This window comes from Pararhodobacter marinus (assembly GCF_003122215.1).
Classification (GTDB): domain Bacteria; phylum Pseudomonadota; class Alphaproteobacteria; order Rhodobacterales; family Rhodobacteraceae; genus Pararhodobacter; species Pararhodobacter marinus.
This window is the reverse complement of sequence record NZ_QEYD01000002.1, coordinates 1-18,367: the sequence shown is the minus strand read 5'-3', so window position 1 is coordinate 18,367 and position 18,367 is coordinate 1. Positions and strand designations below refer to the sequence as shown.

The window sequence follows — 18,367 nt, the reverse complement described above, 5'->3', positions numbered from 1 at the left end:
CGGCGACGAGACATCCGGATCGCGCCCTTCGCCCGACGGCAACGGCAAAGAAGGGGCCGGCCCCCGAAAGAACCGGCCCTGCCGACGGCGTTTTGTCCGGGAGGATCAGAACGGGCTGTCGGGATAGTAGTACTGCTCGGCATTCTCGGGCGTGATCAGCACCGAGCCGATGGTGAAGGTACCCGAAACCGGCGCGTTCGACGTCATGCCAACCGCCGTCATCTCGATGGCCGTGGCAATCATCGCCGGCGGATAGGTGACATTGGCGGGGACCATCTCGTCGCCCTCCATCGTGCGCTGGATCATCTCCTTCATGCCCGCGCCGCCCAGGACGAACTGGATATCATCACGGCCGGCGGCATCGATGGCGGCCATGGCGCCGATGGCCATGTCGTCATCCGACGCCCAGACCGCGTCGATCTGAGGATAACGCGACAGGAAGTCCTGCATGACGGTGAAGCTGTCGTCGCGGTTCCAGTTGCCGTGCTCGGCGGCGAGGATCTCGATCCCCGACCCTTCGATCGCTTCCTCGAAGCCCGCGAGACGCTCGTTGTCGATGGTGGTCGGGATGCCGCGCAGCACGACGATCTGGCCGCCATCGGGCATGGCTTGGGTGAAGAATTCCCCGGAGACGCGGCCGAAGCCCGGATTGTCGCCGGCGACATAGAGATCCTCGATCCCCTCGACCGAGAGGCCGCGATCCACGACAGTGATCCAGATGCCGCTTTCCGACAGCGCCTGAACCGGGCCTGTCAGCGGCTCGGATTCGAAGGGCAGAACGACCAGCGCGGCGATGTCGCGGGTGGCGACCATGTCCTCGATATCGTTGACCTGTTCGGCCGCGTTCGAGGCCGTGGCGAGCACGAAATCGAGCTGCGGATAGACCTCTTCCAGCCGGTCCACGGTGGCCTGGGCGTGGTAGTTCATGCCCCCCGCCCAACCATGGGTGGCGGCGGGAATGGACACGCCGATCACAGTCGTGTCCTGCGCGACCGCGGGTGCGGCGAGCGCCAGAAAGCTGACCGCGAGGGCGGCTTTGGGGAAATGGCGGGTCATGTCGGTTCTCCTCCCTGTTTGACCGATGGATAGTCTTCCGGCAGCGGCCATCGGGGCCTATTTGCCGGTCTTCGCTCCGCGCTGCAGGATCACAGCGAGAATGATCATCACCCCCTGCACCGCGCCGTTGAGATAGGGCGACACGTGGTCGGTGAGATTGAGGATGTTCTCGATCAGGCTCAGGATCAGCACGCCGATCACCGTGCCCCAGACGCGCCCGAAACCACCTTTCAGATAGGTGCCGCCGATGATCACGGCGGCGATCGCCTCAAGCTCCCAAAGAATGCCGGTCGTCTGCGAGGCCGAGCCGAGGCGCGGCACATACATGATGGTGGCCACCCCCACGAGCAGGCCCAGAAGCACATAGGTGGCGAGCCGCACGCGGGTGGTGTTGACGCTGGAATAATGCGCGACCTCGGCATTGGCGCCGGTCGCGGCGACATGGCGGCCGAAGACACCGCGAGACAGGAAGATCTCGCCCACGATCACGCAGAGCGCGAAGACGATGATCGGCCAGGAAATGCCAAGGATGCCGTCGTAATACACCGGCCGGTAAAAGGTGCGCAGGCCGAAATCGAGCGACAGCGTGCCGCCATCGGCCATCCAGGTGACCAGCGAGCGATAGATCCCCATCGTGCCCAGCGTGACGATGAACGCCTCGATCCCCACCTTGGTGATGAGCAAGCCATTGATAAGGCCCGCGATCAGGCCCGCGATCAGCGCCGTGGCGACCCCCAGCAGGATGACGGGCAGCCCCACGCCCAGAACCGGGAGGGCCGCATTCATCACCACGATCATCAGCCCGGCGATGAAAGCCGCCATCGAGCCGACCGACAGGTCGAGCCCGCCGGCTGTGATCACAAACGTCATGCCCACGGCAATGATGCCGATGAAGGCCGAGCGCGACAGCACGTTCGTGAGGTTCGCGTAACCCAGGAAATTGGGATTGAGCATCGCGCCGATGACGATGAGCGCGATCAGCGCCACGACCGGGCCGATCACGGTCATCGGTGGCAGGCGGCGCGCGGGTCTGGCGGTTGCGGTATCGGTCTGCGTCATGTGGGTCGGTCCGCGTCAATGGTGTTGGAAGCGGGCGTCACGTCGCCCTGCCCTGTCCGGCTACCCGGCTCCTGCGCGATGCCCATCGCCAGCCGGACGATGCCGCGCTCGGTAATGTCACGCCCGGCCAACTGGCCCGTGATCCGGCCCAGCCGCATCACCAGCACGCGGTCGCACAGGCCGATGAGCTCCTGCATTTCCGACGAGACGACGATGACCGAGGTGCCCCGATCGGCCAGCCCGCGCAGGAAGCGATAGATCTGTTGCTTGGTGCCGATATCGATGCCGCGCGTGGGTTCGTCGGTGACAAGGATACGCGGTTCGGATTGCATGACCTTGGCCAGCAACAGTTTTTGCTGATTGCCGCCCGACAGGTTGCCCACCCTAACCCCGCGCGCGCCGCGGATGTCGAAATCGCGGATCGCCTCGTCAAGGATGCGCTCTTCGCCCGCGCGGTCGATCATCATGCCTGCGCGGCGCGGCAGCGCCTGAAGCGTGACATTCTCGCGCATGGATTTGTCCAGCAGAAGGCCGCGCGTCTTGCGGTCCTCAGTCAGGTAGCACAGCCCGCGATCCAGCGCGTCCGAGGGGCGGCGAATGGTGACAGGCTCGCCCTCGATCTCGACCGCGCCGGTGGCGGGCCTCAGGCCGCAAAGCCCTTCCATCGCCTCTGTCCGGCCCGAACCGACAAGCCCGGCGATCCCCAGAATCTCGCCGCGATGCAGCTCGAAGCCGATATCACGGGCATGGCCCGGCACGTCGAGATCGCGCACGCGCAGCACCACCTCGCCGGGCACGGTTTCCGGGCGGGCGGGATACAGGTCGGACAGCTCGCGCCCGACCATCGCCTCGGCCATGTCATGCTCGCTCAGACCCTCGGCCGGTCCCGAGAAGACAACCTTGCCGTCGCGCATGATGGTGACCCGGTCGGCAATCGCCTTGACCTCGTCGAGCTTGTGAGAGGTGAACATCACCGCCGTGCCCCGCTCGCGCAGGGCGCGCACCTGCTGAAACAGGATCTCGGTCTCGTTGCTGGTCAGAACGGCGGTCGGCTCGTCCATGATGAGCACCCGTGCGTCGCGCGACAGGGCCTTGGCGATTTCCAGCATCTGCTTGTCGGAATTGGATAATTCCTGCACCGGCGCGCGCGGATCGGCATGGCATTCGACGCGGGCGAGATGCTCGCGCGTCTGGCGCTGCATCTCGGCGCCGCGCAGGAAAGGCCCGCGCCGCAGCTCGCGTCCCAGGAACATGTTCTGCTCGACGGTCAGCAATTCGGCCAGGTTGAATTCCTGGTGAATCATCACGATGCCCTGCTCTTCGGCGTCGCGCATCGTGTCGAACGTGACGGCCGCGTCGTTGAGCAGGATCCGACCGGAACTCGCCGGCTGATAGCCCGCGAGGATCTTCATCGTCGTGGATTTCCCCGCGCCGTTCTCGCCGATCAGCGCGTGGACCTCGCCGGGATAGAGCGCGAAGGACAGCCCGTGCAGCACCTCGACGGGGCCGAAATGCTTCGAGACGTCATCGAGCGCAAGGATCGGCGTCACGGCGACACCCAGGCGGCGTCGCGGCGGCTGCTTTCGACGCAGGCGCCGACGAAGCGCATGCCCGCCATTCCCGCCTCGATCCCCGGCACAAGCCGGGCGAGCTCGGGCATGGGCTCACCCGCCTGATGGGCGCGGATGCCAAGCGCGGCGCCGGTGTAAAGATTGGCGAAGCCTTCCAGGTACCCCTCGGGATGGCCGCCGGGAATGCGGCTGACGGCATCGGCGGCGGCGCTCGCGGCGGCCCCGCGCCGGGTGATCAGGCGCGTCGCCTCGCCATGCGGGGTGAACCACAGCCGGTTCGGATCTTCCTGCGCCCAGACCAGCCCGCCCTTGTCGCCAAAGACCCGCAGTTTCAACCCGTTCTCGTTGCCCGGCGCGACCTGGCTGCACCACAGCATCCCCTTGGCGCCGCCCTGATAGCGCAGCAGCACATGCGCGTTGTCATCAAGCGCGCGCCCCTCGACAAAGGCGTCGAGATCGGCAGCCAGACGTTCGACGGCAAGCCCCGAGACGAACCCGGCCAGATTGTAAGCATGGGTACCAATGTCGCCCACCGAGCCGCCTGCCCCCGACCGCGCGGGATCGGTGCGCCATTCGGCCTGCTTGTTGCCGCCCGAGCGTTCGACCGGATCGGTCAGCCAATCCTGCACATATTCCACCTGCACGAGCCGCAGCTTGCCCAGGGCACCGCTCTCGACCAGCTCGCGCGCTTGCCGGACCATCGGGTAGCCGGTGTAATTATGCGTGAGGAAAAACAACGCCTTCGAGCGTTTGACCGCCGCCTGAAGCGCTTCGGCTTCATCCAGCGTCGCGGTCAGCGGTTTGTCGCAGATGACATGGATGCCGGCTTCGAGAAAGGCGATCGCGGGGCCCGCATGGACATGGTTGGGCGTGACGATCGCGACCGCCTCGATCCCGTCGGGACGCGCGGCCTCGGCTTTCGCCATCTCTTCGTACGAGGTATAGGCGCGCCCGATATTCAGCGCCTCGGCGCTCGCCTTTGCCTTGTCCGGCGAGGCCGACAACGCCCCCGCCACCAGGTCGTAATGCCCGTCGAGCCGCGAGGCGAAGCGGTGCACTTCACCGATAAAGGCGCCCTGCCCGCCGCCGACCATGCCCAGTCTGATCGGTTTCATGCTCAGATCCCCAACATGCGGCGGTTTGCGGCGTCGTCCGCACCCCCATCGGCGAAATCGTCGAACGCTTTCTCGGTCACACGGATGATGTGATCCCGCACGAAGGCCGCGCCCTCGCGCGCGCCGTCCTCGGGATGTTTCAGGCAGCATTCCCATTCGACCACCGCCCAGCCGTCGAAGCCGGCAGCGGTGAGTTTCGAGAAGACCTGTTTGAAATCGACCTGCCCGTCGCCCGGCGAGCGGAAGCGCCCGGCGCGGTTGACCCAGGACTGGAACCCGCCATAGACGCCTTGCCGCCCGGTCGGGTTGAACTCGGCATCCTTGACATGGAACATCTTGATCCGGTCCGCATAGATGTCGATATTATCAAGGTAATCAAGGCATTGCAGGACGTAGTGCGACGGGTCGTACAGCATGTTCGCCCGCGCGTGATTGCTCACCCGCTCAAGGAACATCTCGAACGTGACACCGTCGTGCAGATCTTCGCCGGGGTGGATCTCGTAACAGATGTCGACGCCGCATTCCTCGGCATGGTTCAGGATCGGCAGCCAGCGCTTGGCAAGCTCGTCAAACGCGGTCTCGACGAGCCCTGGCGCCCGCTGCGGCCACGGGTACAGATAGGGCCAGGCCAGCGCGCCCGAAAACGTCGCATGGGCTTTGATGTCCATGTTTACGGATGCGCTGAGCGCCTTCTTGACCTGGTCGACGGCCCATTCCTGCCGCGCCTTCGGATTGCCGCGCATTTCGGGAACCGTGAAGCCATCGAAACCCGCGTCATAGGCCGGATGCACCGCGACCAGCTGGCCCTGCAGATGGGTTGCAAGTTCGGTCACCTCGACGCCGTTGTCTCGGGCGACGCCGAGAAACTCGTCGCAATAATCCTTGCTGCTGGCCGCTGTGGCGAGATCGATCAACCGCGCGTCCCAGCTTGGCACCTGCACCCCCTTGTAGCCGCAATCGGCGGCCCAGCGGGTGATGCTGTCCCATGAGTTGAACGGCGCCTCGTCCCCCGCGAACTGCGCGAGGAACAGGGCCGGGCCCTTGATCGTCTTCATATATCCTCCCTGCGTCAAATGGCGGTCTTGCAGCCGCGAATCGACGTCGTGTAATCGATTACATCGCACCTCATGCCGTCTGGCAAGCCTTGACTTTAGGCGCGCGCTGGCGTCCCCAGATGCGTCATGAACAAGAACATCCGCATCGCCGACGTGGCCCGCGCGGCCGGCGTCTCGACCGCGACGGTCAGCCGGACGCTGTCGAATCCGGCGGTCGTGGGGATCGAGACACGCGCCCGGGTCATGGCCGCGGTCGAGGCGACGGGCTACCGCGTCAACACAGCCGCGCGCGATCTGCGCCAGCGGCGCGCACGCTCGATCCTGGTGCTGGCGCCGAACCTTGCGAACACGTTTTTCGGTCGGATCATCGCGACAATTCAAGAGGTTGCCGGGTCAGCGGGGTTAAGCGTTCAGGTCTCGGACAGCCGCGCCGAGGCCGGCCGGATCGAGGCGCTGGGCCATGACGGGCGCGCCGACGGCATCATCCTTCTCGACGGCTCGCTCGCCCCCGAGATCCTCGCCCGTTGGCGTCTTCCGGTGATCGAGCTGTGCGAATGGAACACGCGCGCGACGCTGCCGGGGCTCGCCATCGACAACGCAGCCGCGGCGCGGCTGGCGGTGGATCATCTGGCCGATCTGGGCCACCGGCGCGTGCTGCATATCGCCGGGCCCGAGGGGAACGTGCTGGCGGTCACCCGGCGCGACGGCTTCCTGACCAGCGCGGCACAACGCGGTGTCGCAGCGTCGATTGCGGCGGGCGATTTCACCATGGCCTCGGGGGCGCGTGCGGCGCGGGACTGGGTATCCCGGCCAGACCGTCCCAGCGCGGTCTTCGCGGCCTCAGATGAATGCGCCTTCGGCTTTATCGCCGAGTGTCACCGTATGGGGATTTCGGTTCCCGATGATGTCAGCGTGGTGGGTTTCGACGATGTGGATTTCGCGGATCACTATATTCCGGCGCTGACGACGATCCACCAGCCCCGCGTGCGCCTTGGCCGCTTCGCCGCGCAAAGACTGATCGCCGCCCTGACCGAACACCGCCCCCTCGCCCCCGGTCGAGAGTTGATCGACGCCCATCTCGTCGTGCGCCACTCCACCGCTCCGCTGCAGGGCTGAGGGAATACGATCCATGCTGACGATAAGCATGGACACTATTGCGCCGGAGCCGACGCCACCCAGCTGACGCAATCCCGCATCGACCGAGCTTCCCCCCTCTTGCCTTGCCTGCCCCGCACCGGTATTGCTGCGCCCACGGAGCGGTGGCCGAGTGGTCGAAGGCGCACGCCTGGAAAGTGTGTAGGCGGGAAACCGTCTCGAGGGTTCGAATCCCTCTCGCTCCGCCACATTCAGCTACTGAATGCGTCCAAGGGCCCCGATTGGGGCCTTTTTTCTTTTTTGTTTCAAAGGGCGTTGGCAAGGTCGTCCGCCCTTCGGAGACTCAGCGGTTGACGCAGAATGGGTCTCCGAATGGCCCGTGTCTCTCTTCAAGCGCCCCTCGGTGGTCACGGGACGGCGTGAAACATCCTCGCATTTCCAATGGGTTGCCGCGTTCATGGGGTCGTCCCGTTCGCGACATAATCTGATGGCGGAGACCTACACGAAAGCGCAGGACGGTCGGGAGGACGGTTCCGTAGCGGCCGATCCCGAAGGCAGGCGGCAGCGTTCGAAGCGAGCCAGAACCCTGCCAGAAGTCTCTGATGACAAACAGACTTCACGCCCATAGCCTGGCGCAATGTCGAACAGGGCGTGGACAGATGAAGAGAACGACCTGATCGTCGCGGATTACTTCGCGATGCTGGCCGACGACATCTCCGCGCGCCGCTACAGCAAAGCCGAACACCGCCGGGCGCTCTTGCCGCTGCTGAACGACCGGTCCGAGGGGTCCGTCGAGTTCAAGCACCAGAACATCAGCGCGGTGCTGAAGGGGCTCGGCGAGGACTGGATCCCCGGCTACAAGCCCGCCTTCAATTTCCAGATGACGCTGGTCGACGCGGTGGCGCGGTGGCTGGAGCTGCATCCGGACTGGCTCGGCCGCTTACCAGGCATGCGGCCCGCGGACGGCTTGCGCGAGGCGGCACCGATCTGGATCGGTCCTCCGCCCACGCTCTCCAACCAGCCTCCGCCAGAGGAGATGGATCAGATGCTGCACATCGCGAGGAAGTTCGACGTCGCGGGCCGGGACGAGCGCAATCGCATCGTTGGGCGCGCGGGTGAGGAGCGCGTCCTGGCCCATGAGCATGCCACGCTGAAGGCTGCAGGACGGGATGATCTGGCGCGCAAGGTCCGCTGGGTCTCGGAGGAGGACGGCGACGGCGCGGGCTACGACATCGCCAGCTATGCGCCCGAGCTTTGTAGCGACATCGAGGATTGGGAGGATAAGGTCGGTGTCAGTAGGCCGGGACGCCCTGATCGGAAGTGGCATTCATCACGTCGCGTTCGAAGGCCTCGATATCGGCGATACGATAGACGACGCGCCCTCCGATCTTCATGTATGCAGGACCTTCGCCGGCCCACCGCCACCGCTCCAGGGTGCGGTGCGAAATGGTCCAGCGTTCCGCCAGTTCTTTCTGGTTCAAGCAGTTTGGTTTCATCGTCATCTCCTTCTTCGCAACTCACGGCGGTTGCAGGAGTACGAAGGCGTGAAAGAAAAAGAGAGGCAAGTCAGTGTCTTGAGGCGCTGTGCGCAAAGGAGCCGCGGCCGCGCAGAGCCGTCAACGCACCCGGCGAGAGCGAGAGAAGGCAATCGTATCGGACGCTATGCTTGGAGAAACGTGGCAGGTGGCCGGGATTCGAACCTGCCCGCTGAGCGGAGTTTTTGCGTATCGCTTTCCCTCCGCCATCATCCCTGTTGCGAACACGGACAGGCGCCCCCTTCGGCGCTGAGATAGTTGTGTTTTCAAAGGACTTTGCCTCCGCCATGCGAACCTCTGAGACTGCGCGCCAGGCCTGTTTCGGGCTCTGAATGGCCCTCCGTCTCTGTTCGGGCGAACCTCGCCAAATTCGGTTCGGTCGAATTTCTTCACGCTTTTCCAATGGCCTGAGTTTCAACTCCGCCAAAAACTCTCCCCCTGTTTCCATCGCTCTCAAAGGGAACAGAGCCGCAACAAGCGAGAGGCGTAGCCGCTGGGTGCGCTGGGCGAATGGCGCGCAGCGGTGACGATGCTCTAAGCTTGCCGGAGGCGAACTCGAAGCGGGTTTGCGTAATCACCGTTCCGATCCCAAAGCCGTCGTGCGCGATCAGATTTTGTGGAAAGGAACGGGTTCCGAAGATCGGTTTCACCAGCGAGGATGATGACCTGTCGTGGTTCAACACGAGCTATCGGCGGCGCTTCGGCCAGACCTCGCGCACGACGCGGATCGAGGCGATGACCGCGCAGAGGTCGTCCTAGCCCGCGCGCCCTGCCCGTTCCTGCGGGCTGTCGGTTAACAAATCGCCCGTTTCTGCCGTCCAGCCCGCAAGACTTCCGCCGGGGCCAAGACCACGCCGCCGGGTTGCGGGTAATCTGGCGTCGAATCGTCGGCGACCCGGCCCGCTTTCCGGCACGGTCAGGCGCGTCGCGGTTCCTCCACGTGAGCCTTTTGCAATGACCTGATCCTTTGTTCCCGGCGGCGGGCCCCGTGCCTGCCGCCTCCCTTTTCAGGAACGGCCCGTCTTCAGCGTCCGAAAAGCGGCGCCATGGCGCGGGCGAAGGCGTCGGAATGCAGCCAGTCGTGCAGCAAGTCGAACGCGTTCCGCGTGATGCGCGCGCGCAAGGCGTCGTCCTCCAGCACCTGGCGCGTGACCGCTTCGAAATCCGACAGGTCCCAGGCCACGGGAACATAGGTCTCCCACGGCCGGAAGATATCGGGCGCGGTTTCGATATGGCTCATGTCCTGCTTGAGCAGCAGCGCGCCCGCCATGACGGATTCGTAGTCGCGCCAGCAAACCTCGCCATAGCCGAAGGGTGAGAAGCCGATCTTCGAGCTGGTCATTTCGACCATGAAGCGCGGCAGCGGCACGCCCTCGCCCTTCACGATATTGAGGTCCGGCAATTGGTTCAGCGCCTCTTCCGCCTCGCCGCGCATTCCTGCGTACCACGGCGTGCCGCCGACGGCGAAGCGGGCATGCATGTCGATGGGACGGCGTCCGCCGGGCATCCGGCCCATCAGGGCGGGCAGGATATTGGGCGCGGTGGCAAAGGACGGGCCGACCACCAGCTTGTCCCAGAAGCCCGGCGGGACCTCAAAGCATTGCTCGGGCTCGTCGATGCCATAGCGACGGTTGTAGTAATCGGTCAGGTTGGTGTCGCCCAGCGTCGGCTGACCGTAAAGCGAACGGTCGCGCAGGACGTGTTTCTTGACGTAAAGATCGACCAGAGGATCCATCCGCGCGGCGTTGCGCAGGTCGGTCGGCGCGAACCAGTCCAGACAGACGATCCGCGCACCGGGATTCTGCGCCCGCAGGGTCTCGACGAGCTTGTGCAGCTCGTCGTCGCCGATATCGAACGGCGTCTGGAAGGCGACGGTGCTGGCGCCCTTTGCCGCCGGTTCCTCGCCCCTCAGCACGGCCCATGTATCGGCCTCGCGCACCTGCGCGCCGTAGAGCCGCTTCAGGTCACCGGCGTAATGGTGGAACGGGTAGATCTGCGATTGCGGGATCCGTTCGGGCTGGGTGACGAGCAACAGCGTCTCGCCCGCGCCCGCGTCGAAGGGCTTGTCCATGGCGCCCGCCCGGGCCTTTTCGGCGCGGCGGCGGCGGGCATAGAGCCGGATGCGGTTGATCTGGACTTCAAGCGCCGAGATGGACATCGCTCACCAGCTCCTGCCGTTTGGGGGCGGCGGCCCGAAGGCGCCGGTCGAGACTCATGAGATGGCGCGCCCGTTGCGGATCCATCCCGCGCACCATCTCGTCATGCAGGCGCAGGATATCCGAAGGGCCGCGTTTGAGCGGCGTGGATTTCAGCGCCGCGCGCATCCCCGACAGCGCGCCCTCGCGCCCGGTCAGCGCGGCGATGCGCAGGCTGTCGAGCGCGTTGGTCAGCCGGTGCGCGCGCAGGCGCGGCAGCGGCTGGTTGCGGAAGCCCGAGGCGAAGGGAATGTCGGCATAATCGGGATAGGCGCGGAAAATCGCGTCGTCATGCAGCTTCTGGTCGCAAGTCACGTCCCACGGCAAAGACAGGCCCAGCTCGACGAAATCAGGATCCAGATAGGGGCAGAAGACCATCGGCGCCCCGCCCATCACGGCGGTCGAGACAAAGGAAATCTCGCGCCGCGTGCGGTGGTAGAACCAGAAGCACTGATAGGGATCGGGCGCGTCCTTGTAGACCGCGATGGCCCGCGCAAGCCGGTCGATCGCGGCCTCTTCCAGGTCGGGAGAGAAAACCGCCCCGGCGCCGCCGTGATGCCCCGGACGGCTGATCACGCCGCCATGGCCATCCGCCATGCCCCGCGCGATGCCTTCCCAGTCGCCGCGACGCGCGCGCTCCATGAAGCCCGCGGCCCAGTCGTCGGGATTGGTCAGGATGTCGCCGCCGATCCCGTCCACCGCGCAATAGTCGCTGCCCGACAGGAAATCGTGCATCGGCATCATCTGCGCATGCTCGTCAGCGCAAAGCTGGGTCATCAACAGCCCGCGCAGCGCGTCGCGCATCCGGTAGCGGGGATGGCCCAGAATGGTATGTTTCACCCCCACCCGCGCGGCCACGGCCCGCGCCGCCTGCACCTCGGCGTTCATCACCTTGCCGCCATGATGGAAGGTCACGCAGGTATCGGGCAGCCGACCCTGATGGGCCATTTCCAGAAGGATATGACGGGAATCGCGCCCGCCCGAAAGCGGCAGCGCGATGGGGCCGCCCCAATCCTGCAGGAAGCGGCGGATCGCGGCGCGGGGCAGGTCGATGAAAGCCTCGACCGCCTGATCGCGGGTGATGTCGAGCGGTTTCGGGATCGGCTCGCCGCCCTCGTAGCGCGCCTGCCCGGCGCGCCATGTCAGGCGGCTTGCGGGCTGCATCACGCGGATATGCTGGAACGGCGTGTCCCCGCCGACGAAAAAGCCCACGCGGTGGAAAACGGCCAGCGCCACGGGGTCGATCTCGGCATCGGCGCCATGCGCGAGAAGCTGGAAGATCGAGGGCGAGACGCCGATCTGGTCGCCCTTCTGATAGACGAAGAGCGTGAAATATCCCAGCGCGTCGACCTCGGCCGTCAGCGTCTCGCCGTCCCAGCGCCAGGCGCCCCACAGCCCGCGCGGCCGTGCGTCGCCCGGCACGCGCATCTTGTGCCCGACCGTCGCCACCGCCTGCCCCTGCACCATCGCCTGGGCGCCGCCCGGCCCCGCCGTGCGGTCGATGAAGAGGAACGGCGCCGCATCGCCCTGATCGACCCAAGGATGGGATTCGAACGAGGCCGCGCCGAAGGACGCACCGTCTGTCATGTTGTCTTTCACTGCCCGAACTCGCTTGCCCCGGTCTGTGCCGGGTTGACGCAAGGGTAAATCCTCCCTCGCTCCCGGACAACAGAAATACAAGAAAATCAGCCGCCAAAGCCGCCGTAATTGCCACCCTGGAACACCAGGGGCGCCCCCTGCCGATGCCGCGCGGCCAGCACGCGGCCCACGACGATGGCGTGATCGCCCGCGTCATGCACGGCCTCGCGCGCACATTCGAAAACCGCCAGACAACCCGGCAGCACCGGCACGCCCTGGGCGTTCAGCGCCACGCCCGGCAGGTCGAAATCGTGGCCCTGCCGCGCGAAATGCGCGCCCAGATCGTATTGCTCGGCGCCCAGCACATGGATGGCGAAATGATCGGCCTCGATGAAGCCGTCGAAACGGCGCGAGAACTTGCCGGGCGACCACAGCACCAGCGGCGGGTCCATCGACAGCGAGGCGAAGCTGTTCGCGGTGATGCCCAGCGCGCCGATGGGCGATTGCGCCGTGATCACCGTGACTCCGGTCGCGAAAGCGCCCAGCGCATCGCGGAACTGACGCTGGTTCCCATCGCCGGGTACGAAGGTCTCGGGCTCGGTCGGGTCGCTCATACGCTCCGCGCGTGCATAACTCATTACGGTCTTCCTAGCCTGTGTTGCGCCCGGTATGCCAGTCAAACCGGGCCATTTTGCGGCAAAATAACCCTGCGTCGCGCCGCGACCACCTCCCTCGACACGGAGGGGGGAAATGCCTTAGGCAGGTCGCTTCCGCAAAAGATGCACTGATTCTGAAGAATTGGACCCTGAATGCCCCGCAAGATCATCATCGACACCGATCCCGGACAGGACGACGCCGTTGCCCTGCTGCTGGCGCTGGCCTCTCCCGAGGACATCGAGGTGCTGGGCATCACCTGCGTGGCGGGCAATGTCCCGCTGCCGCTGACGGCGAAGAACGCGCGGATCGTCTGCGAACTGGCCGGGCGCACGGACGTCCGGGTCTTCGCGGGCTGCGATGCGCCGCTCAGGCGCAAGCTGGTGACGGCCGAGCATGTCCACGGCAAGACCGGGCTGGACGGGATCACCCTGCCCGACCCGCGCATGCCCTTGCAGGACCAGCACGCGGTCGATTTCATCATCGAGACCTGCCGTGCAGAGGACGATGTCACGCTGGTGCCGATCGGGCCGCTGACCAATATCGCCACGGCCCTGACCCGCGCGCCCGACATTGCCGGACGGATCGCGGAAATCGTCATCATGGGCGGCGCCTATTTCCAGGTGGGCAACATCACGCCCACGGCCGAATTCAACATCTTTGTCGACCCCGAGGCGGCCGAGATCGTGTTCCGCTCGGGCGTCAAGCTCACGGTGATGCCGCTCGACGTGACGCACAAGGTCCTGACCACCCGCCCGCGGATCGAGGCGCTGCGCGCGCTGGGTCCGGTGGGCGAGGTCGTCGCCAGCTGGACGGATTTCTTCGAGCGGTTCGACATGGAGAAATACGGCTCCGAGGGCGCGCCGTTGCACGATCCCTGCACCATCGCCTGGCTGATCGACCCCACGCTGTTCAGCGGCCGCCAGATCAATGTCGAGATCGAGACCGTCTCGGACCTGACGCTGGGCATGACGGTCGCCGATTGGTGGGGCGTGACGGACCGGGCGAAGAACGCGTATTTCGTGGGTTCGTGCGATGCGGACGGCTTCTACGCGCTGCTGACCGAGCGTCTCGCGCGGCTCTGACCCTGTCGGGCGGCGCGCCCCGCGCCTCCCCGCTCTCAGCGCCGGTTGATCAGGAAAAGCCCGCCCACCAGAAGCGCCAGCGCCACGGGCGTCACGATCCCCACGCTTTCGCCCAGGACCAGCCAGCCCAGCCCGGCACTGAGCACGGGCGTAAGGAAGCTGAAACTGGCCACGGTCGAGGATTTGTAGATCCCGATCAGCCAGAACCACGTGATGAACCCCACGGACACCACGCCCACCGCCTGCACGATCAGAAGACCGGCCTGAAAGCCGTCGAAATCGCGCACCAGTTCGTCCGAGAAAAGCGGTGCCGCGGCGGTCAGCAGCAGGGCCGAGATCAGCACTTGCCAGAAGATCTGCGTCTCGGCCCGGGCTTGCCCGATCGGGTTCAGCCGCGACACGATCACCAGCCCCGCCCAGCTCATGCCCCCCAGGACCGCCGCCAGATCGCCCCAGACGCTGCCCCCCGCATTGACGCTGCCCCTGCCCGCGAAGGTCAGCACCACCCCCGAGAACCCCAGCGCGAAACCCAAGGCCCGTTTCGGCGTAAGGCGTTCGCCCGGAAACAGGAAATGCGCGGCCAGCGCCAGCCAGATGGGCATCGCGTAGAACAGGGACGAGGCGCGCACGACCGAGGTATTGTCGAGCGCGAGGAACAGGAAGAAGAACTCGCACGAGAACAACAGCCCCAGCATCAGACCGCCGCGCCACAGGTCCCAGCGGGGCGAATAGCCGCGCCACGCCATCCACGCGCCGATCACCGGCACCGCCAGGATCGACCGCACCCCGGCGAAGAAAACCGGGTGCAGCCCGTCATTGCCGATCTTGATCATCAGGTTGTTGGCGGCGAACAGGGTGGCGAGCCCCAGCATGATCCAGAAACCCGGGACATCGAGAGGGCGGCGTTCTGCGGGTGACATGGTGGTCCTGCACAAGTTAAGGGTGGAGACTGAACCGCCGATCCGGGCCGGGGTCAACCCCGGGTCGGGGCATGGCGCGCGGAACGTCGCGTCGGGGGACCAGGGGCCCAACTTCGCCCTTTCCGCCCCCTGCCCGCCCGGGTATTCGGTCCGGACCAGAGGAGAACGATCCATGTCCAGTTCCCAAGCCGGTTCTCGGGCCGGGGATCAGTCCGGCGGCAATTCCAGCCTGAAAGGGCCGCTGCTGATGGCGGCGGCGATGGGCGGCTTCGCCATCGAGGACGCGTTCATCAAGACGCTTTCGGCCAGTGTCCCCCCAGGCGAGGTCGGGCTTGCGCTGGGGCTGGGCGGCGCGCTTGCCTTCTGGGTCGCGCTGCGCCGCAAGGGCGAGCGGTTTCTCGACCCTCGCGCGATCCGCGGCGCGGCGCTGATGCGCAACGTGATGGAGATGTGCGCCGCCATGTGCATGATCCTGGCCGTCGCGCTGGTGCCGCTGAGCGTGGTCTCGTCGATCCTGCAGGCGATGCCGCTGGCGGTGACGCTGGGTGCGGCTCTGTTCCTGAAGGAATCGGTGGGCTGGCGGCGCTGGACCGCGATCCTTGTGGGCTTCGGGGGCGTCCTGCTGATCCTGCGCCCCGGCACGCAGGGCTTCGACGCGCTGGCGCTGATCCCGCTGGCGGCGGTTTTCTTCCTCAGCGCCCGCGACATCGCCACGCGCAAGGTCGATCCGACGATCTCGTCCCTGCAATTGTCGGCCTGGGGCTTCTTCTCGGTCGTGCCGGGCGGGATCCTGCTGCTGCTGATCCGGGGCGAATCCCTGGTTGTGCCCACGCCCGTCGAAGCCTTGCTGATGGCGCTGACCGTGGCCGTGGGCATGGGCGCCTATGTCATGCTGGTTCTGTCCACGCGGCTGGGTGACATCGCCTCGACCACGCCGTTTCGCTATGCGCGCCTGCTCTTCGCGATGCTGATCGGCGTGATCGTCTTCGGCGAGCGTCCCGACGCGCTGACGCTGATCGGCTCGGCCGTGATCGTGGGCGCCGGGCTCTATACGCTGATGCGGGAGATCCGGCTCAACCGGAAGCCGGTTCCGACCCCGGAAACGGCAACCCTGCCCTGAGCGGTCAATCGGGCGCTACCGGCAGCGGTAACGCCACAGGGGCGCCCTTTCATCGCCACAAGCGCTGCCGTATAGAGTCGCCAACCAGTTTCCAAAGAGGCGCATCATGACCACCATTCTCGACATCGTCGGCCGCGAGATCCTCGACAGCCGGGGCAACCCCACGGTCGAGGTCGACGTGATCCTCGAAGACGGCTCGATGGGCCGCGCCGCCGTGCCCTCGGGCGCATCGACCGGCGCGCACGAGGCGGTCGAGCGCCGCGACGGCGACAAGGCACGCTACCTGGGCAAGGGCGTCCTGCACGCCGTTGCCGCCGTCAACGGCGAGCTGGCCGAGGCGCTGGTGGGCGCGGATGCGACCGATCAGGTGGGCATCGACCGCGCGATGATCGAGCTCGACGGCACCGCCAACAAGGGGCGGCTGGGCGCCAACGCGATCCTTGGCGTATCGCTGGCCGTGGCCAAGGCCGCCGCCGATGCCTGCGGCCAGCCGCTCTATCGCTATGTGGGCGGCACCTCGGCCCGGATCCTGCCGGTGCCGATGATGAACATCATCAATGGCGGCGAACATGCCGACAACCCGATCGACATCCAGGAATTCATGATCATGCCGGTCAGCGCGGGCAATATCCGCGACGCCGTGCGCATGGGCTCGGAAGTGTTCCACACGCTGAAAAAGGAACTGACGGCGGCGGGCCTGTCGACGGGTCTGGGCGATGAAGGCGGGTTTGCGCCGAATCTCAGCTCGACCACCGCCGCGCTGGACCTGATCCTGAAATCCATCGAAAAAGCCGGCTACAAACCGGGCGAGGACATCTACCTCGCGCTCGACTGCGCCTCGACCGAGTATTTCAAGGACGGCAAGTACGAGATGAAGGGCGAAGGCCTGTCGCTGACCTCGGAAGAGAATGCCGAATATCTCGCCAAGCTCTGCGCGCAATATCCGATCATCTCGATCGAGGACGGCATGTCCGAGGATGACTGGGACGGCTGGAAGATCCTGACCGACAAGCTGGGCGACAAGGTGCAGCTGGTGGGCGACGATCTGTTCGTGACCAATCCCGCGCGTCTCGCCGAGGGCATCAAGGCCGGGGTCGCGAACTCGATGCTGGTCAAGGTCAACCAGATCGGCTCGCTCTCGGAAACGCTGCGGGCCGTCGATATGGCCCACCGCGCGCGCTACACCAACGTCATGTCGCACCGCTCGGGCGAAACCGAGGATTCGACCATCGCCGATCTGGCCGTGGCCACGAATTGCGGGCAGATCAAGACCGGCTCGCTCGCGCGCTCGGACCGGCTGGCCAAGTATAACCAGCTGATCCGTATCGAGGAAATGCTGGGCGACGTGGCGGAATATGCCGGCCGCTCGATCCTGAAGGGCTGATTGCCGCCCAGAACGGACGGCGCCAATTGACGACCGCCGCGCGGGAAAACCTGCGCGGCGCTTTTTGTTGGGGCGCCAAGGTATCAGGCGGGGTCTGGTCGGTCTAAACTTCGAACGAATTTTATCTGTTAAGGGAGTGTTAAGCGCGATCGGCTTATCTGGAGCGAAGGCACCCGGCTTCGCGGGCCTCCCCGTAAAGGACCTGCGGATCACCGGGACATTACCGACCGTAACGGTTTCCCGTTGACGAGGAGTTCACGATGACCAGCGTCCTCTCGCCGATCTCTCCGACGATGCCGCCCGCGCTGCGCGACGCCGCCGGATCGCCGCCGCCCACCGCCCCGGCGAACGCGCCGACCAATGCCGCGCCGGCATCCGCGCCCCTGACCGCGCGCGCCCCGCAACCCCTTGACGCCGCGCACCGCCCCGACACCGCGCGCAACCAGGCGCTGCCCGAAGTGCCGGCCGGACGCCCGGTCGGCCCGCCGCCGGCTTTCGATATCAACGTGTTGCAGGATATCCGCTCACGGCTGACCACGCCGCCGACAGAGCCGGCCAATGAGCCCCCCGCCAGTGCCGCCCCGCGCGACACGCCCCACACCGATGCGCCCGGCGCAGGCGACGAACCCGATCCGCCCCGGCAAGCGCAGGACGACCGCGCGGCCCCTTCGCGCGAGCCGGTCGACCTGCCCGACGACGGGCTGCGCAGCCCGCCCCTTCTTGGCACCGGCGCCGAACCGCCGCACGCACTGGACAAGAAGGTCTGACACCGCGCCCGCCGGGCTTGCCGGCATGGGCTGTGCACCTGCTTGGCGTCGCGGCCTCGCTCGAAACGACGGAGGTCGGCAGCGAGGGTAACAAGGTCTAAGCTGGTGCTGGTGCTGGTGCTGGTGCTGGTGCTGGTGCTGGTGCTGGTGCTGGTGCTGGTGCTGGTGCTGGTGCTGG

14 protein-coding genes, 1 tRNA gene and 1 pseudogene are annotated in these 18,367 nt (G+C 66.1%); 7 read left to right on the top strand and 9 right to left on the bottom strand.

Translation table 11 applies throughout. The features are described 5' to 3' along the window. Positions 1-105 precede the first annotated feature (105 nt). Genes C4N9_RS02750 through C4N9_RS02730 form a run of 5 tightly spaced genes read right to left on the bottom strand, consistent with a single transcriptional unit; the run spans position 106 to position 5,856 of the window. Positions 106-1,056 (bottom strand): ABC transporter substrate-binding protein, encoded by a 951-nt coding sequence (locus C4N9_RS02750; protein ID WP_109531782.1) that lies wholly within the window; start codon positions 1,054-1,056, stop codon positions 106-108. Positions 1,057-1,113: 57 nt separating this feature from the next. Continuing rightward, on the bottom strand, positions 1,114-2,115 hold the full coding sequence (locus C4N9_RS02745) for an ABC transporter permease (RefSeq protein WP_210403963.1): 1,002 nt from the start codon (positions 2,113-2,115) through the stop codon (positions 1,114-1,116). Beyond that, positions 2,112-3,665 (bottom strand): sugar ABC transporter ATP-binding protein, encoded by a 1,554-nt coding sequence (locus tag C4N9_RS02740; RefSeq protein ID WP_245902435.1) that lies wholly within the window; start codon positions 3,663-3,665, stop codon positions 2,112-2,114. Before C4N9_RS02740 ends, C4N9_RS02745 begins: the two co-directional genes overlap by 4 nt. Next, a complete protein-coding gene (locus tag C4N9_RS02735) occupies positions 3,662-4,801 on the bottom strand; it encodes a Gfo/Idh/MocA family protein (protein WP_245902434.1) in 1,140 nt (379 codons plus the stop codon). Before C4N9_RS02735 ends, C4N9_RS02740 begins: the two co-directional genes overlap by 4 nt. 2 nt (positions 4,802-4,803) lie before the next feature. Next, positions 4,804-5,856 carry a sugar phosphate isomerase/epimerase family protein gene (locus tag C4N9_RS02730; protein ID WP_109531780.1) on the bottom strand — a complete coding sequence of 351 codons (1,053 nt, stop codon included), beginning with the start codon at positions 5,854-5,856 and terminating at the stop codon, positions 4,804-4,806. 126 nt (positions 5,857-5,982) lie between these two features. Here C4N9_RS02730 and C4N9_RS02725 point away from each other — a divergent pair, with 126 nt between their 5' ends. The 3 genes and pseudogenes from C4N9_RS02725 to C4N9_RS02715 form a co-directional block, all read left to right on the top strand. Continuing rightward, complete coding sequence (locus C4N9_RS02725; protein ID WP_109531779.1) at positions 5,983-6,972, top strand: LacI family DNA-binding transcriptional regulator; 990 nt, start codon at positions 5,983-5,985, stop codon at positions 6,970-6,972. 137 nt (positions 6,973-7,109) lie between these two features. Continuing rightward, positions 7,110-7,199, top strand: a tRNA-Ser gene (locus C4N9_RS02720). Positions 7,200-7,588: 389 nt separating this feature from the next. Then, a pseudogene (locus C4N9_RS02715) lies at positions 7,589-8,203 on the top strand (protein NO VEIN domain-containing protein); the annotation flags it as partial. 1,307 nt (positions 8,204-9,510) lie between these two features. On the opposite strand, the gene C4N9_RS02700 reads toward C4N9_RS02715, so the two are convergent. From C4N9_RS02700 to C4N9_RS02690, 3 genes are all read right to left on the bottom strand, one after another. Continuing rightward, complete coding sequence (locus tag C4N9_RS02700) at positions 9,511-10,644, bottom strand: glycosyltransferase (RefSeq protein WP_109531777.1); 1,134 nt, start codon at positions 10,642-10,644, stop codon at positions 9,511-9,513. Next, positions 10,625-12,268: an asparagine synthetase B family protein gene (locus C4N9_RS02695; RefSeq protein ID WP_109531776.1), complete on the bottom strand. Its 1,644-nt coding sequence runs from the start codon at positions 12,266-12,268 to the stop codon at positions 10,625-10,627. The genes C4N9_RS02700 and C4N9_RS02695 overlap by 20 nt, the downstream gene beginning before the upstream one ends. Positions 12,269-12,366: 98 nt before the next feature. Then, positions 12,367-12,897 carry a flavin reductase family protein gene (locus tag C4N9_RS02690; RefSeq protein WP_109531775.1) on the bottom strand — a complete coding sequence of 177 codons (531 nt, stop codon included), beginning with the start codon at positions 12,895-12,897 and terminating at the stop codon, positions 12,367-12,369. A 171-nt stretch (positions 12,898-13,068) separates the two neighbouring features. Here C4N9_RS02690 and C4N9_RS02685 point away from each other — a divergent pair, with 171 nt between their 5' ends. Further along, entirely contained in the window at positions 13,069-13,998 is a 930-nt protein-coding gene (locus C4N9_RS02685; RefSeq protein ID WP_109531774.1) for a nucleoside hydrolase, read from the top strand. A 35-nt stretch (positions 13,999-14,033) separates the two neighbouring features. Here C4N9_RS02685 and C4N9_RS02680 read toward each other — a convergent pair whose 3' ends face one another. Beyond that, entirely contained in the window at positions 14,034-14,918 is an 885-nt protein-coding gene (locus C4N9_RS02680; protein WP_168192100.1) for a DMT family transporter, read from the bottom strand. A 172-nt stretch (positions 14,919-15,090) separates the two neighbouring features. Between C4N9_RS02680 and C4N9_RS02675 the strand changes: the two genes are divergently transcribed. The 3 genes from C4N9_RS02675 to C4N9_RS02665 all read left to right on the top strand — a co-directional run bounded on the left by C4N9_RS02675 (position 15,091) and on the right by C4N9_RS02665 (position 18,189). Beyond that, the gene (locus tag C4N9_RS02675; RefSeq protein ID WP_109531772.1) at positions 15,091-16,038 is read left to right on the top strand and encodes a DMT family transporter; all 948 of its coding nucleotides are present in this window, start codon (positions 15,091-15,093) and stop codon (positions 16,036-16,038) included. A 106-nt stretch (positions 16,039-16,144) separates the two neighbouring features. Beyond that, positions 16,145-17,422: a phosphopyruvate hydratase gene (gene eno, locus C4N9_RS02670; RefSeq protein WP_109531771.1), complete on the top strand. Its 1,278-nt coding sequence runs from the start codon at positions 16,145-16,147 to the stop codon at positions 17,420-17,422. A gap of 260 nt (positions 17,423-17,682) precedes the next feature. Then, positions 17,683-18,189, top strand: a complete 507-nt coding sequence (locus tag C4N9_RS02665) for a hypothetical protein (RefSeq protein ID WP_109531770.1) — start codon at positions 17,683-17,685, stop codon at positions 18,187-18,189. The last annotated feature ends 178 nt before the right edge of the window (positions 18,190-18,367 follow it).

Bases quoted from the DNA above. Each gene is read 5' to 3' on its own strand.
- C4N9_RS02700 (WP_109531777.1), bottom strand. From the start codon at position 10,644: ATGTCCATCTCGGCGCTTGAAGTCCAGATCAACCGCATCCGGCTCTAT.
- C4N9_RS02680 (WP_168192100.1), bottom strand. From the start codon at position 14,918: ATGTCACCCGCAGAACGCCGCCCTCTCGATGTCCCGGGTTTCTGGATC.
- C4N9_RS02730 (WP_109531780.1), bottom strand. From the start codon at position 5,856: ATGAAGACGATCAAGGGCCCGGCCCTGTTCCTCGCGCAGTTCGCGGGG.
- C4N9_RS02665 (WP_109531770.1), top strand. From the start codon at position 17,683: ATGACCAGCGTCCTCTCGCCGATCTCTCCGACGATGCCGCCCGCGCTG.
- C4N9_RS02725 (WP_109531779.1), top strand. From the start codon at position 5,983: ATGAACAAGAACATCCGCATCGCCGACGTGGCCCGCGCGGCCGGCGTC.
- C4N9_RS02675 (WP_109531772.1), top strand. From the start codon at position 15,091: ATGTCCAGTTCCCAAGCCGGTTCTCGGGCCGGGGATCAGTCCGGCGGC.
- C4N9_RS02690 (WP_109531775.1), bottom strand. From the start codon at position 12,897: ATGAGTTATGCACGCGCGGAGCGTATGAGCGACCCGACCGAGCCCGAG.
- C4N9_RS02685 (WP_109531774.1), top strand. From the start codon at position 13,069: ATGCCCCGCAAGATCATCATCGACACCGATCCCGGACAGGACGACGCC.
- eno (WP_109531771.1), top strand. From the start codon at position 16,145: ATGACCACCATTCTCGACATCGTCGGCCGCGAGATCCTCGACAGCCGG.
- C4N9_RS02745 (WP_210403963.1), bottom strand. From the start codon at position 2,115: ATGACGCAGACCGATACCGCAACCGCCAGACCCGCGCGCCGCCTGCCA.
- C4N9_RS02695 (WP_109531776.1), bottom strand. From the start codon at position 12,268: ATGACAGACGGTGCGTCCTTCGGCGCGGCCTCGTTCGAATCCCATCCT.
- C4N9_RS02735 (WP_245902434.1), bottom strand. From the start codon at position 4,801: ATGAAACCGATCAGACTGGGCATGGTCGGCGGCGGGCAGGGCGCCTTT.
- C4N9_RS02750 (WP_109531782.1), bottom strand. From the start codon at position 1,056: ATGACCCGCCATTTCCCCAAAGCCGCCCTCGCGGTCAGCTTTCTGGCG.